This window comes from Vannielia litorea (assembly GCF_018424695.1).
In the GTDB taxonomy this organism is placed as follows: domain Bacteria; phylum Pseudomonadota; class Alphaproteobacteria; order Rhodobacterales; family Rhodobacteraceae; genus Vannielia; species Vannielia litorea_A.
The window spans coordinates 25,575-39,184 of the sequence record NZ_QTNQ01000009.1 but is presented as its reverse complement, the minus strand read 5'-3'; the positions used below and the strand labels follow the sequence as shown (position 1 = coordinate 39,184).

At 65.9% G+C, this 13,610-nt stretch carries 12 protein-coding genes; all 12 read right to left on the bottom strand.

The genetic code is table 11. From position 1 onward, the window contains the following. A complete protein-coding gene (locus tag DYI42_RS05175; RefSeq protein ID WP_213544858.1) occupies nucleotides 1–519 on the bottom strand; it encodes a hypothetical protein in 519 nt (172 codons plus the stop codon). 3 nt (nucleotides 520–522) lie between these two features. Further along, nucleotides 523–2,343: a DUF294 nucleotidyltransferase-like domain-containing protein gene (locus DYI42_RS05170; RefSeq protein WP_213544857.1), complete on the bottom strand. Its 1,821-nt coding sequence runs from the start codon at nucleotides 2,341–2,343 to the stop codon at nucleotides 523–525. Between the two features lie 91 nt (nucleotides 2,344–2,434). Next, nucleotides 2,435–4,222 carry a sodium:solute symporter family protein gene (locus tag DYI42_RS05165; protein ID WP_213544856.1) on the bottom strand — a complete coding sequence of 596 codons (1,788 nt, stop codon included), beginning with the start codon at nucleotides 4,220–4,222 and terminating at the stop codon, nucleotides 2,435–2,437. A gap of 5 nt (nucleotides 4,223–4,227) precedes the next feature. After that, complete coding sequence (locus DYI42_RS05160; protein ID WP_213544855.1) at nucleotides 4,228–4,488, bottom strand: DUF4212 domain-containing protein; 261 nt, start codon at nucleotides 4,486–4,488, stop codon at nucleotides 4,228–4,230. Between the two features lie 59 nt (nucleotides 4,489–4,547). Continuing rightward, nucleotides 4,548–5,234: an adenylate kinase gene (locus tag DYI42_RS05155; RefSeq protein ID WP_213544854.1), complete on the bottom strand. Its 687-nt coding sequence runs from the start codon at nucleotides 5,232–5,234 to the stop codon at nucleotides 4,548–4,550. Continuing rightward, nucleotides 5,234–7,201: an acetate--CoA ligase gene (gene acs, locus DYI42_RS05150; RefSeq protein ID WP_213544853.1), complete on the bottom strand. Its 1,968-nt coding sequence runs from the start codon at nucleotides 7,199–7,201 to the stop codon at nucleotides 5,234–5,236. The genes DYI42_RS05155 and acs overlap by 1 nt, the downstream gene beginning before the upstream one ends. Before the next feature lie 399 nt (nucleotides 7,202–7,600). After that, on the bottom strand, nucleotides 7,601–8,971 hold the full coding sequence (locus DYI42_RS05145) for an aspartate aminotransferase family protein (protein ID WP_213544852.1): 1,371 nt from the start codon (nucleotides 8,969–8,971) through the stop codon (nucleotides 7,601–7,603). Between the two features lie 26 nt (nucleotides 8,972–8,997). Then, entirely contained in the window at nucleotides 8,998–10,455 is a 1,458-nt protein-coding gene (locus tag DYI42_RS05140; protein WP_213544851.1) for an NAD-dependent succinate-semialdehyde dehydrogenase, read from the bottom strand. Nucleotides 10,456–10,571: 116 nt separating this feature from the next. After that, nucleotides 10,572–11,051 carry an Lrp/AsnC family transcriptional regulator gene (locus DYI42_RS05135; RefSeq protein ID WP_213544850.1) on the bottom strand — a complete coding sequence of 160 codons (480 nt, stop codon included), beginning with the start codon at nucleotides 11,049–11,051 and terminating at the stop codon, nucleotides 10,572–10,574. A gap of 158 nt (nucleotides 11,052–11,209) precedes the next feature. Next, nucleotides 11,210–11,890 carry a GntR family transcriptional regulator gene (locus tag DYI42_RS05130; protein WP_213544849.1) on the bottom strand — a complete coding sequence of 227 codons (681 nt, stop codon included), beginning with the start codon at nucleotides 11,888–11,890 and terminating at the stop codon, nucleotides 11,210–11,212. Continuing rightward, a complete protein-coding gene (locus tag DYI42_RS05125) occupies nucleotides 11,887–12,816 on the bottom strand; it encodes an aminotransferase class IV (RefSeq protein WP_213544848.1) in 930 nt (309 codons plus the stop codon). The genes DYI42_RS05130 and DYI42_RS05125 overlap by 4 nt, the downstream gene beginning before the upstream one ends. After that, complete coding sequence (locus DYI42_RS05120; RefSeq protein ID WP_274608792.1) at nucleotides 12,813–13,610, bottom strand: amino acid ABC transporter ATP-binding protein; 798 nt, start codon at nucleotides 13,608–13,610, stop codon at nucleotides 12,813–12,815. The genes DYI42_RS05125 and DYI42_RS05120 overlap by 4 nt, the downstream gene beginning before the upstream one ends.

The window sequence follows — 13,610 nt, the reverse complement described above, 5'->3', positions numbered from 1 at the left end:
TCAGGCCTCGCAGACGATCCTGTGGATCGGATCGCCCTCTGGCACGGCCTGCCAATCGGCATCCGCCACCGCGCCGTCTTCGCCGAAGTCGGCCCCATCCAGCAGCAAGGCAGAGCGGCGCGCGGCGCAGTCCAGCAGAAGGGGCGCCCGGTTGACCGGCGCCCAGCGCCCGAAGAAGTAGAGATCGAGCAGGTGCTGATCCGGCAGGGCCGCATTGCGACGGGCACTGCCTGTGTCGACCGCGACGAAACGTTTGGTGTAGGGCCAGGCTTGCGTCCAGGGCCGGAGCCAGCTTTGCTCCTCCACCGTCATGGCCACGGTTACACCCTCGGGGAGCCGCGCCGAGGTGCGCTCGTACCAGGTGTACTCGTTATAGATGGTCATCCCGATCATCCCCGCCCCCGCTGCGATGGGCATGACCCATTTGGGCAGCCGGCGGCCGGTGAGCCTGTTCAGCAGCATGGCGATGCCGGCGCAGCCGACCCCGGCGAAGAGCGTGGCGATGAGTTCAACAAACATGGCTTATCCTAGCGCTCCTTTGCCCGATCCCACAGAGGATTGCATCGTCTTGACCACCACGAAGGCATCGCGCAGGTGGCTGCGCTCGAAATCCGACAGCTGCGAAGGGTCGAGGTAGTTGCCGGGCCGCGTGCCCGCTTTCACCTGCCGCACCTGATGCTCAAGCCGGGTGGTGGCGATGAGATCGTAAGCATCGAGCAGGTCGGCTCCGCCAGAGTGCGAGACCACGCCCGCCGCCACGGCGGCCTCCAGCCGGGCGCGGGTGTTGACCGGGCGGAGCTGGCCCTGCAGGGCATAGACCCGCCCGAGGTCGACCACTGGCACAACGCCGTTGAGCTTGAGGTCGAGCTGGTTGCGGTGATCGCCCGAGCGGATGGTGGCCAGACCGCGCAGCAGCCCCAGCGGCGGCTGGTGCTTGAGCGAGTTCGAGATCATATGCGCGGTGAAGATCGAGTTGGCCGAGGCCGCCCCCAGCGTGTCGGCCTGAAGGCTGGCAAACAGCCCCTCGTCACCGCCGATGGGGCGAAGATCGAACATGACGGAGGCCAGCATCTGGGCCTCCGGGTCGGGCTTGGCGATCCAGCGCTGGAAATACTCCCGCCACACCCGCAGAGGCTGGCACCAGCGCGGGTTGGTCGCCATCATGTCGCCCGGACAGAAGAAATAGCCGCAGCGGTCGAGGCCCTGGGCGACGAAGCGGGCGAGATCGTGGAAATAGGCCATGTCGGCTTCGCCTGCCGCGTCGGAGAGGATCAGGCAATTGTCCTGATCCGACACGCCGGTTTGCTCCTGCCGGCCCTGGCTGCCGCAGGCGAGCCAGAGGTAGGGCACGGGCGGCGGGCCCAGATTTTCCTCCGCCAGGGCAAGCAGGCGACGGGTGGCGGTGTCGGCGATATCGGTGATGAGCCGGGTGACCACCTCGTGGCGGTTGCCGGTGTCGACCAGTTGAACCAGCAACTGCGGGATCTCGGCGGTGGCGCGGGCCATTTCGTCGGCATCGGCGGATTTGGCGACGCGGCCCACGATATCGGCGGAGGAGAGCGCCTGGGCGCGGGTCAGATCCGTCTGGGTGACGATGCCCAGAAGCGTGGCCCCCTCGACGATGGGGATATGCCCGATGCGGCGCTCGACCATCAGGTGCAGCACATCCGTCACCAGCGCCTTGGGGCCGAGGGTGAGGGGATTTGCCGTCATGATCGAAGAGACGGGCGCGCAAGGATCATGCCCCTCAACAACCACGCGGCTGTTCATGTCGCGCAGGGTGACAATGCCCTGAAAGCCCGCGTCATCGCTCACGCAGATCGAGGAGATATGCCTGTCGCGCATCAGCCGGGCGGCCTCGCAGATGGGCGTTTGCGGCGGGCAACTTGCGGGCGAAGCCGTCATCAGGCGCTCGACGGGCAAGGTGGCGAGGTTGCGGCCATCGGCTCGGGAGGGGCGGCGGCGGTCAAAGAAGCGGGCCACCGGGGTGTGGGCGGCGATCAGCTCGAAGAGCGTGGCGGCGGGCACCACGATGAGCGTGGAGGCCGCTGTGGCCGTGGCGGTGCGGGTGGCGGTTTCGCTGCGCAGGAGCGCACGCTCGCCAAAGGAATTGCGGGGGCCGAGGATGGAGAGCTGAACGCCCGCTTCATCGGTGATTTCAAAGGCGCCTTCGGCGATCACGTAGAGGGCCTGAACGGCATCGCCTACGGCAAAGGCAGCCTCTCCGGCGGCAAGCTCACGGGCCTCGCAGGCCTCGGCCAGGGCCTCCACCGCGTCTGCGGGCAGGCTGTCATAGGGGTGAACCGAGGCGAGAAACTGGGTCAGCGGAGCCGGAAGGGGCATGGCGGGGGCCTTCTGGTGGCGTGTCCCTCCCACGCTGACGCGGGAGGGACGGTGGTGCAAGCCGGGGCCGCGCGGCCCCGGGGGGAGGAGCTCAGTGGCCTTCGACCGCCGCGCCGGCGCCGCGTGGGACGCGGACACTCTGTACGAGATCCTTGATCTCCTGCGGGGTGTCCTTGGTCATTCCCGAGACGACATAGGCGACGATGAAGTTCACCAGGGCACCGATCGCACCGAAGGAGGTGGATTTCACCGGGCCGAGCAGCGGGTTGGCATCGGTGAAGGAGTTGGTGTCCGGGATGAAGAACCAGCCCTTGTGCAGGAAGATGTAGACCAGCGTCACCACGAGGCCCGCGAGCATGCCCGTCACCGCGCCGGTGTTGTTGATGCGGGTCGAGAAGATGCCCATCATCAGCGCCGGAAAGATCGAGGCCGCCGCGAGGCCGAAGGCAAGGGCCACCGTCTGTGCCGCGAAGCCGGGCGGGTTGAGCCCGAGGATCACCGCGACGACGATTGCCGCTGCCATCGAGATCCGCGCTGCCAGCAGCTCGGACTTCTCCGACATGTTCGGCGTCAGCTGGCCCTTCAGCAGGTCATGCGACACCGCCGAGGAGATGGCCAGCAGCAGGCCTGCCGCCGTGGAGAGCGCCGCCGCAAGGCCGCCCGCTGCCACGAGGCCGATCACCCAGCCCGGCAGGCTTGCGATCTCGGGGTTGGCCAGCACAAGGATGTCGCGGTTGAAGTTGGTCAGCTCGTTGCCTTCCCAACCGGCCGCTTCGGCCTTGGCCTGCATGTCGGCGTTGGCATCGTTGTAGTACTGGATCTTGCCGTCGCCGTTCTTGTCTTCCCAGCCCAGAAGGCCGGTCTGTTGCCAGGTCGCCATCCAGGCGTATTCCGGCGCGGTTTCGATCTGCTCGACGCTCACCGCCTCGCCGCCGGTGCCGTTGGGCCACATCAGCTCGGAGATGTTGAGGCGCGCCATGGCCCCCACGGCCGGGGCCGTCAGGTAGAGCAGTGCGATGAAGACGAGGCTCCAGCCGGCGGACCAGCGGGCATCGGACACGCGCGGCACGGTGAAGAACCGCATGATGACGTGCGGCAGGCCAGCGGTGCCGATCATCAGCGACAGGGTGAAGAGCACCATGTTGATGGTCGAGCCATGGGCGGCGGTGTATTCGGCAAAGCCGAGGTCGGTCACGATCTGGTCGAGCTTGGCCAGAAGCGGCTCGCCCGAGGCGACGTGATCGCCGAAGAGGCCCAGCGCCGGGATCGGGTTGCCCGTCAGTTGCAGCGAGATGAAGATGGCCGGGATGGTGTAGGCCATGATCAGCACGCAGTACTGGGCAACCTGCGTGTAGGTCACGCCCTTCATGCCGCCGAACACCGCGTAGGCGAAGACCACGCAGGCGCCGATCAGCAGGCCGAGGGTGGCGTCGATCTCGAGGAACCGCCCGAAGGCGATGCCCACACCCTGCATCTGGCCGATCACGTAGGTGATGGAGGCCACCAGCAGGCAGATCACGGCCACCAGCCGCGCCGTCTTGGAGTAGAAGCGATCACCGATGAACTCGGACACGGTGAACTTGCCGAACTTGCGCAGGTAGGGTGCAAGCAGCAGGGCGAGGAGCACGTAACCGCCCGTCCAACCCATCAGGAAGGAGCTGTTGTCGTAGCCGGTGAAGGCGATGAGGCCCGCCATCGAGATGAAGGAGGCCGCCGACATCCAGTCGGCCGCCGTGGCCATGCCGTTGGTGACAGGGTGCACGCCGCGCCCGGCGGCGTAGAACTCGGAGGTCGAGCCCGCGCGGGCCCAGACTGCGATGCCGATGTAGAGCGCAAAGGAGGCGCCCACGAACAGCAGGTTGAGAGTAAACTGATCCATGTGCCTTATTCCTCGTCCACGCCGTGTTCACGGTCGAGCTTGTTCATCCGCCAGGCGTAGAAGAAGATCAGCGCCAGGAAGACGATGATCGACCCTTGCTGGGCAAACCAGAAGCCGAGGTCGGAGCCGCCGACCGCGATGCCCGAAAGCATCGGGCGCAGGATGATCCCGAACCCGAAGGAGACCAGCGCCCAAATCACGAGGCTGATCAGGATAAGACGCACATTGGCCGCCCAATATGCGTTGTTGTCATCGTTCTGGGACATGGGTTGTTCCTCCCTCATATCTAATCCCACCGGCCCCGAGGGGCCCCTGTTCAGCGTGCTCAGGCGATGGCCCGCGACACGACATCACTCAAATTCGAGGCGATCTTGTCGATCGCCCCCATCGCATCGACGCGGCTCAGCGTGCCGGCCTTGTCGTAGTAGGCAATCAGCGGCGCTGTCTGGGCGTGGTAGGCCTCCAGCCGCTGGGCCACGGTTTCGGCCTTGTCGTCGGCCCGCCGCTTCATCTCGGTGCCGCCGCAGGCATCGCAGGTGCCGGCGCGCGCGGTGGGCTTGAAGCTGTCGTGGTAGCCCTCGCCGCAGGTCGCGCAGGTGAAGCGGCCCGAGATGCGTTCAACCATCGCGGCGTCTTCGACGTCGAGGCTGATGGCGGCGTTGATGCGCTGGCCGCTGTCGGCCAACAGCCTGTCGAGCGCCTCGGCCTGCACGGTGGTGCGCGGGAAGCCATCGAGGATGACTCCCTTGCGACAATCGGGGCTGGCCAGACGGTCGCGCAGGATGGCGATGACGATCTCGTCGCTCACCAGTTCGCCCGCTTCCATCACCGCCTTGGCCCGCTTGCCCGCCTCGGTGCCCTCGGCCACGGCGGCGCGCAGCAGATCCCCGGTGGAGAGCTGCACCAGACCGTGGGCCTGCTCCAGCTTGCGCGCCTGCGTGCCCTTGCCCGCGCCCGGCGGGCCGAGCAGGATCAGAACGGGGGCGGCGGTGAGTGTGGTTGCGTCGGTCATCAGGCGCCCTTCCGGTTCATGCGGTTTTCGATCAGGTCATCCACCACCGACGGGTCTGCGAGGGTGGAGGTGTCGCCCAGCGCGCCGAAATCGTCTTCGGCGATCTTGCGCAGGATGCGGCGCATGATCTTGCCGGAGCGGGTTTTCGGGAGGCCGGGGGCCCATTGGATGAGGTCGGGCTTGGCGATGGGGCCGATCTCGGTACGCACCCAGGTTTCAAGCTCCTTGCGCAATTCGGGCGAAGGCTCTTCGCCGCCCATGAGGGTGACATAGGCGTAGATCCCCTGCCCTTTCAGCTCGTGCGGGTAACCCACCACGGCAGCCTCGGCGACCTTGACGTGGGCCACCAGCGCGCTCTCGACCTCTGCCGTGCCCATCCGGTGGCCCGACACGTTGATGACGTCATCCACCCGCCCGGTGATCCAGTAGTCGCCATCCTCGTCGCGGCGGCAGCCGTCGCCGGAGAAGTAGTAGCCCTTGTAGTCGGAGAAATAGGTCTTCTCGAAGCGCTCGTGGTCGCCCCACACGGTGCGCATCTGGCCTGGCCAGCTGTCTTTCATGCAGAGCACGCCTTCCACGCCGTTGCCCTCGATCACCTCGCCGCTCTGCGGCTCGAGCACCACCGGTTGGACGCCGAAGAAGGGCTGTTGCGCCGCGCCGGGCTTCAGCTTGGTGGCATAGGGCAGCGGGGTGAGCATGTGGCCGCCCGTCTCGGTCTGCCAGAAGGTGTCGACGATGGGGCAGCGCCCCTTGCCGACGACCTCGTTGTACCAGTTCCAGGCCTCGGGGTTGATCGGCTCGCCGACCGAACCGAGGATGCGCAGGCTCGACAGGTCGTGCTGTTCCACCCACTCGTCGCCCTTGCCCATCAGCGCGCGGATGGCAGTGGGCGCGGTGTAGAACTGGTTGACGCCATGCTTGGCGCAGACCTCCCAGAAGCGGCCCGCATCGGGATAGGTGGGCACGCCTTCGAACATCACCGTGGTCGCACCGTTGGCGAGCGGGCCATAGATGATGTAGCTGTGCCCGGTCACCCAGCCGACATCCGCGGTGCACCAGAAGACATCGCCCTCGTGATAGTCGAACACGACTTCATGGGTGAGCGAGGCATAGGTGAGGTAGCCACCGGAGCTGTGCACAACGCCCTTGGGCTGGCCGGTGGAGCCGGAGGTGTAGAGGATGAAAAGCGGGTCTTCGGCCCCCATCTCGACCGGCGCGCACTCGTCCGAGGCCTCGGCCATCAGCGCGGTGCAGTCGTGGTCATGCTCGGTCCACGTCGTCTGGTCGCCCGTGCGCTTGACCACGAGGCACTTCACCCCCTCGTCACAGTGCAGGAGTGCGGTGTCGGTGTTCGACTTCAGCGGCGTCTTGCGCCCGCCCCGTGGGGCGTGATCGGCGGTGATGACGACCTTCGCGCCGCAGCCGTTGATCCGCGCGCCGAGCGCGTCGGGCGAGAAGCCGGCGAAGACGATGGAGTGGATCGCGCCGATGCGGGCGCAGGCCAGCATGGCATAGGCCGCCTCGGGGATCATCGGCAGGTAGATCACCACCCGGTCGCCCTTCTCCACGCCGAGCCCGCGCAGAACGTTGGCCATCTTGCAGACCGAGCGGTGCAGCTCGCGGTAGGTGATGTGCTGCGCCGCGTCGGTGTTGGGATCATCCGGCTCGAAGATGATCGCCGTCTGGTCGCCCCGGGTTTCGAGGTGGCGGTCGATGCAGTTGGCGGCCACGTTCAGCGTGCCATCCTCGAACCAGCGGATGTCGATGTTGCCCGGCTCGAAGGAGGTATTCTTGACCTTGGTGAAGGGCTTGATCCAGTCGATCCGCTTGGCCTGTTCGGCCCAGAAGGCGGCGGGGTCTTCCATCGACGCGGCATAGAGCGCGGCGTAATCGGCGGCCTCGACGTGCGGCTTGGCGGCCTTGCCTTGCGCAGGCGCAATCGGGGCGAGTGTATCCGTGGTGTTCATGCGTGTCCTCCTCCGTGCTCGCCGCTCGCCCCCTGGTGATCGGAGCAAACCGGCTTGCGGCTGGAACATACACATTTTTGTTAACCGTGAAGCTGAACCCCGGTTTCATTAGTAATTTATGTAAATAAATTTATTAACGAGATATGTAAATCTGTAAATTACTTCACATGTGTCAGGATTTTCCATGTTTACTTGGGGTTAACAATCACGCCTCAAGGTTGTGCGCCGGGAGCGCGGCATGCAAATGCACACCGGAAAGCCGCGCCCCCTCCAGCCGGGGGCTGCGGCAAAGTGTCAACCCGACGAAACAGGCGCGTGTCTTGCCACCTTTCCGCGAGTCGGGCTCGGGCTGGATGGGCGCGGGCGCCGGGCTTTCTACCCGGCGGGCGCGCCCACACCTCAGCCCAGCACGGCGGCCACAGCCTTCGCCGCCTTGCCTGCCACCTCGTCGGCTTCTTCGCGGGTGAGGCAGAAGGGCGGCGCAAAGCCGAGGATATCGCCCTGCGGCATGGCCCGGCCGATAACGCCCTCTTCCAGCAGCGCGGCGGCCACACGGGGGCCGACCTTCTCGGAGGCATCGAAGAAGCGCCGCCCGTCACGGTCGGCCACGAACTCGACCGCCGCCATCAGCCCCTCGCCACGCACCTCGCCAACATTGGCGTGATCGCCCAGCGCATTGCGGAGCGCCGACTGGAAATAGGCGCCGGTGTCGCCTGCGGCCTGCACGAGGTTCAGCTCGTCGATCAGCTTGAGGTTGGCCACGCCTGCCGCGGCGCCGATGGGATGGGCGGAATAGGTCCAGCCATGGCCGATGGGGCCGTTCTCGTCGGTGCCCTGCTCCAGTACCTTCCACATCCTGTCAGACACGATGGAGCCGGAAAGCGGCGCATAGGCGGAAGTGAGGCCCTTGGCGATGGTGATGAGATCGGGGCGCAGATCATAATGCGCCGAGCCCATCATCGTGCCCAGCCGCCCAAAGCCCGTCACCACCTCGTCGGCGATGAGCAGGATGTCATTGCGCTCCAACACCTCCTGGATGGCGGCCCAGTAGCCGGCGGGCGGGGGCACGATACCTCCGGTGCCCAGCACCGGCTCACCGATGAAGGCCGCGATGGTATCGGCCCCCTCGCGCGCGATCAGCGCTTCCAGTTCGGCCACGCAATGCGCCGTAAAGGCGGCCTCGTCCATATCCAGATCGTCGCGGCGGAAGTAATAGGGCGCCTCGGTGTGGATGACCTGCGTAAGCGGCAGGTCGAACTTCTTGTGGAACAGCTCCAGCCCGGTGAGCGAGCCGGTCATCAGGCCCGAGCCGTGGTAGCCGCGCCAGCGCGAGATGATCTTCTTCTTCTCGGGGCGACCGAGGATGTTGTTGTAATACCAGACCAGCTTGATGTTGGTCTCGTTCGCATCGGAGCCGGAGAGGCCGAAGTAGACCTTGCTCATGTGATCGGGCGCGCGATCCAGCACCATCTTGGCCAGCGTGATGGAGGCCTCTGTGCCGTGGCCGACGTAGGAGTGGTAATAGGCCAGTTCGCGCGCCTGATCGGCGATGGCATCGGCAATATCGGTGCGGCCATAGCCCACGTTCACGCAATAAAGCCCGGCGAAGGCATCGAGCAGGCGGTTGCCCTCGCGGTCTTCGATATGGCAGCCGGTGCCTCCCTTGATCACCCGATGCGGGGCTTCGCCGCGGGCGAATTGGGCAAGGTGGGTGGAGGGGTGAAAGAAGTTGTCCCTGTCCCACTGTTCCAGCATGTCGTTCTTCAGCATCTGTCTTCTCCTTTCGCCGCCGGGGGTCAGCCCCAGTCGCGGCAGACGTATTTGATATCGGTGAAAGCCTCGAGCCCCTGGCGCGCGCCTTCGCGGCCCATGCCCGATTGCTTGACCCCGCCAAAGGGGATCGGCGCGCCGGTGACCTTGGTGCGGTTCACCGCGACCATCCCGAATTGCAGGGCACGGGTCATCCGGTAGATCCGGCGCGGGTCGTGGCTGTGCAGATAGGCGACAAGGCCGTATTCGGTCGCATTGGCACGGGCAACCACCTCTTCCTCTGTGTCGAAGGGGGTGATCGGCGCGATGGGGCCGAAGTTTTCCTCCGACATGATCGCAGCCTCGTCGGGCACGTCGCGCAGCACGGTGGGGCGGAAGAAGAGCGGGCCGAGGGCCTCGTCGACTGTGCCGCCGGTCAGCAGCGTCGCGCCCTTGGCTACGGCGTCTGCCACCTGTTGCTCCTGCTTCTCGATGGCGCGTTCGTGGATCAGCGGGCCGATGTCGGGGTCGGTCTCGCCGCGCCCGAGTGTCAGCGCCTCCACGGCGGCGGCAAAGCGGGTGCAGAACGCCTCGTAGACGGGGCGCTGGATATAGAAGCGGTTGGCGCCGAGGCAGTCCTGGCCGGAGGTGGCGAACTTGGCCTTCACAGCCTCCTGCACCGCCCGGTCCATGTCGGCGCCTTCGAACACGATAAATGGCGCATGGCCGCCCAGTTCCAGCACCAGCCGTTTGACCGTGTCGGCGGACTGGCGATACAGCAGTCGCCCGACCTCGGTGGAGCCGGTGAAGGAGAGCGCGCGCACGCGGGCGTCCGCCGTCCATTCGCCGACGATGGTGGCCGCATCGCCGACGACGGTGTTCATCACGCCTTCGGGAAAGCCCGCGCGGCGCGACAGCTCGGCCAGCGCCAGGGCAGAGAGCGGTGTTTCGGCGGAGGGATGGATCACCACGCTGCACCCTGCGGCCAACGCGGCAGCGGCCTTGCGGGTGATCATCGCGGTGGGAAAGTTCCACGGGGTGATGAGTGCGGCCACGCCCACCGGCTCGCGCCACAGCTCCATCTCGGCGTCTTCGAGATGGCTGGTGACGCCCTCGATATTGGGGCGCAGCGCCTCCTCGGCATAGAACTGCACGAAGCTGGCGGCATAGTCGATCTCGCCGCGCGCCTCGCTGATGGGCTTGCCCTGCTCGGCCACCATGATGCGGGCGAGGTCTTCCTTCGCCTCCACGATCAGGGCGTGCCAGCGATGCAGCAGGGCGGCGCGCTTCTGGGGCAGCATGGTGGACCAGCCGGGAAAGGCGGCATCCGCGGCATCGGCGGCGGCGCGGGCACCATGCGCGTCGCTCATCGCCACCTGTGCAATCATAGCGCCATCGGCGGGGTTGCGCACCGCAAGGCGACCCGCGCCGGCAAAATCGCCCTGGGTGCAGAGCAGTGCGGTATCGGTGAGGCCGGGATCCGGCCAGATCGACATGTCGTTCATGGGGGAACCTCCTGTTCTGGGAGGGTGATCGCACGGGACCGGCAGAGGGTTTGCCTGTAGTGGCCTGGGTGGGCAGAGACTGTCTCTTTTCTGCGCGGGTGGGGCAGAGAAACTCTCTAGCCGCGCAGCAGCCCCAGTGCGGGCGGGTCCGTCTTGACCGGCTTGGTGACGATGTAGCTGTAATAGCGCCGCAGCCCCGCGCGGCTCTCCAGGAGCCCGTCCATTAGCGACTGAAATGCCGCGATGTCTTCCGCGAAGACTTGCATCAGGTAGTCATAGCCGCCGCCAATGGCCCAGCAGCCGGTGACGGCATCCATCCGTGCCACGGTGCGCTCAAAGAGCTGGAAGCTTTCGGCGCGGTGGCTTTCCAGCTCCACGGTGACGAAGACCTGCACATGCGGGCCCAGCTTGTCGAGATCGACCTCGGCGCGATAGCCCCGGATCAGCCCGGCCTTCTCCAGCCGCTTCATCCGCTCCCAGCAGGGTGTGGGAGACAGGTTGACCCGTGCCGCCAGTTCCGTCTTGGCGATCCGGCCCTCGCGGCTGAGGGTGGCGAGAATTGCGATATCCCTGTCGTCCAGGCGTTCGTGCTGCATTCCTTGCTTGTTCAGCCCGGGACCGAAATTGTCAATCTGGCTGGGGGGCTTGCCGCCAGCTTTGCCCCCGGGCCCGCGACCTTCGGCGGGCCACCTCGCACAGTCTTGGAGCGACAGGCGGCCTCGCGGGCGATGGCAGCCTTGGGGCCGGTGATGGGCTAGGTTTCGGTGGGCTCCGCATCGGACCGAAGGAGTTGCATCGTGCGCGCCAGGCCCTGTTGCATGTGTTCCTCGAGGTGCGCCAGCATTGCGGCCAGGTCGCTTCCCTTGGCCAAGGCCACATAGGTCTCATGCGCATCCAGGCGCGGGCCGGGGCGGGAGTGGGCCCTCTGGTGCAAGGTGAAGTAGAACTGCAGGCTCGGCATGATGCGCTCCCAGGCATCTGTCAGCAGGCGGTGGCCGGACAGCTCATAGCACCAGCTGTGCAGCTTCATTTCCAGCTCGATGGCCCCGACCGGATCCTCACCGCGCTCCGTGGTCTCCACGAGCTTTTCGTGCCGGGCATCCAGATCGGACAGGGCTTCGTCGTCCCGACGGCTCCAGCATTCGCGAAAAGCCATCTGTTCCAGCGTCGTCCGGAGGGAATAGAGCTCTTCAAGGTCACGGCGCGAGACACCGCGCACGAACAGACCCTTGTAGGGCTGGCTCACCAACAGCCCGGAAGAAACCAACTCGCGGATCGCCTCGCGAAGCGGGGCGCGGCTGACCCCGAGTTCGGCCGAAAGCTGCGTCTCGGTGAGACGGCTCCCCGCCGGCACGGCGCCCGAGACGATCAACTCTCGCAAACTGCGCACGATATGCTCGCGCCGGGTACTGTCGGTCAGGCGTTCCAGCTTCAACCTGTGTTCTCCTCGACGAGTCGGGCGTAGCAAGCCCGGATGCGGTCGAACACAGGGCCTCGCCCGCCGTTGGAGCCAATCGCCTTTCCGTCGATCTCGGCAACCGGCGTTTGGGCACCGAAGGTGCCGGTGAGAAACGCCTCGTCAGCCCCGTAAGCCTGCATGAGAGAGTAATTGCGCTCGAAGACCGGAATACCCTCGGCCAGGCAGATGTCGATGACCTTCTGGCGGGTGACGCCATTCATGCAGTAGTCGCCGGTCGAGGTCCAGACTTCGCCCTTGCGCACGATGAAGAAGTTGCAGGCGTTGGTGGTGTTCACGAAACCATGCGGATCGAGCATCAGGCCTTCGTCCGCCGCGGCCTGTTCGGCCTGCAGGCAGGCGATCACGCAGTTCAGCTTGGAATGGCTGTTGTACTTGGCGTCCTGGCTCATGGGCAGACCGCGCACCTGGGGCACCGTGGCCAGCCGTATGCCCTTGGTCTGAAGGCCGCTCACGGGCCGGGAATGCTCCATGATGATGACCATGGTTGGCCCGGACCGCGACAGCGAGGGATGCTGGAAGGGGCGCACCTTGACGCCCCTCGTGAGCATGAGGCGGCAGTGGACATCATGGGTCATGCCATTGGCCTCGGCGGTGCGGTTCAGGGCCTCCAACACGCCTGCACGGTCCATTCCCACCTCAAGGCTCACCGCCTTGCAGCTCTCGAAGAAGCGATCCATGTGCTCGTCGAAGAAGGCCCATTTGCCATTGTAGAGCCGCATGCCCTCCCACATCCCGTCGCCCAGCATGAAGCCACTGTCATAGACCGACACCTTCGCGTCTTCGCGCCGCTTCAACTCGCCGTCGACGTAGATCAGGATGTCCTGGTTCCGCCGGTCTTCCTCGGCGCTGTGGGTGGTGTCTCGATGCTGGTCGTCGCTCATGCCTGCTCCTGTGCCGGGGTCTCCGGCAGGCGGAACCTGCCGTGTCCCCGAAGAAATGATTGCGTCTGCTCTTCCCGTGGCGCCAGGAGCACCTCTTCCGGGCGCCCCTCTTCAAGAATTCGACCTGCCGAAAGGAAGAGGACACGGTCGGCCACGGTGTAGGCAAAGCCCAATTCATGCGTGACGATCAGCAGCGTCATGCCCTCGTCCGCCAGTTCCTTGATCGTGTCGAGCACCTCACCGACCAGCTCCGGATCGAGGGCCGAGGTTGCCTCGTCGAACAGCATGATCTCGGGCTCCATCGCAAGGGCGCGGGCAATGGCGACACGCTGCTGCTGGCCGCCTGACAGGTGCGAGGGCCAAGCGTCGGCCTTCCAGCCGAGGCCGACCTTGTCGAGATACTTCCGCGCGCGTGCCTCGCACTCCGACCGTGGCAGGCCCAAGACCGTGCGCGGCCCCTCCATGACGTTCTGCAAAACCGTCATGTGCGGAAACAGGTTAAAGTGCTGGAAGACCATACCGACGCGCGCCCGGATCGGAACCAGATCCCGTTCGGAGTAGGAAATCGCGGCACCGCGCCCGTCGCGCCCCACAGGCTCGCCCATCAGGTGGACGCGCCCGCCACTGGGCACCTCCATGAAGTTCACGCAGCGCAGGAGCGTGGACTTGCCGGACCCGGAGGCCCCGAGCAGCACGATGGTCTCGCCCTTCTGCACGGTCAGGTCGATTCCCTTGAGCACTTCGAGGTCGTCGAAGCGCTTGACCAGCCCTTCGAGCCGCAGCATCTCGGTCAT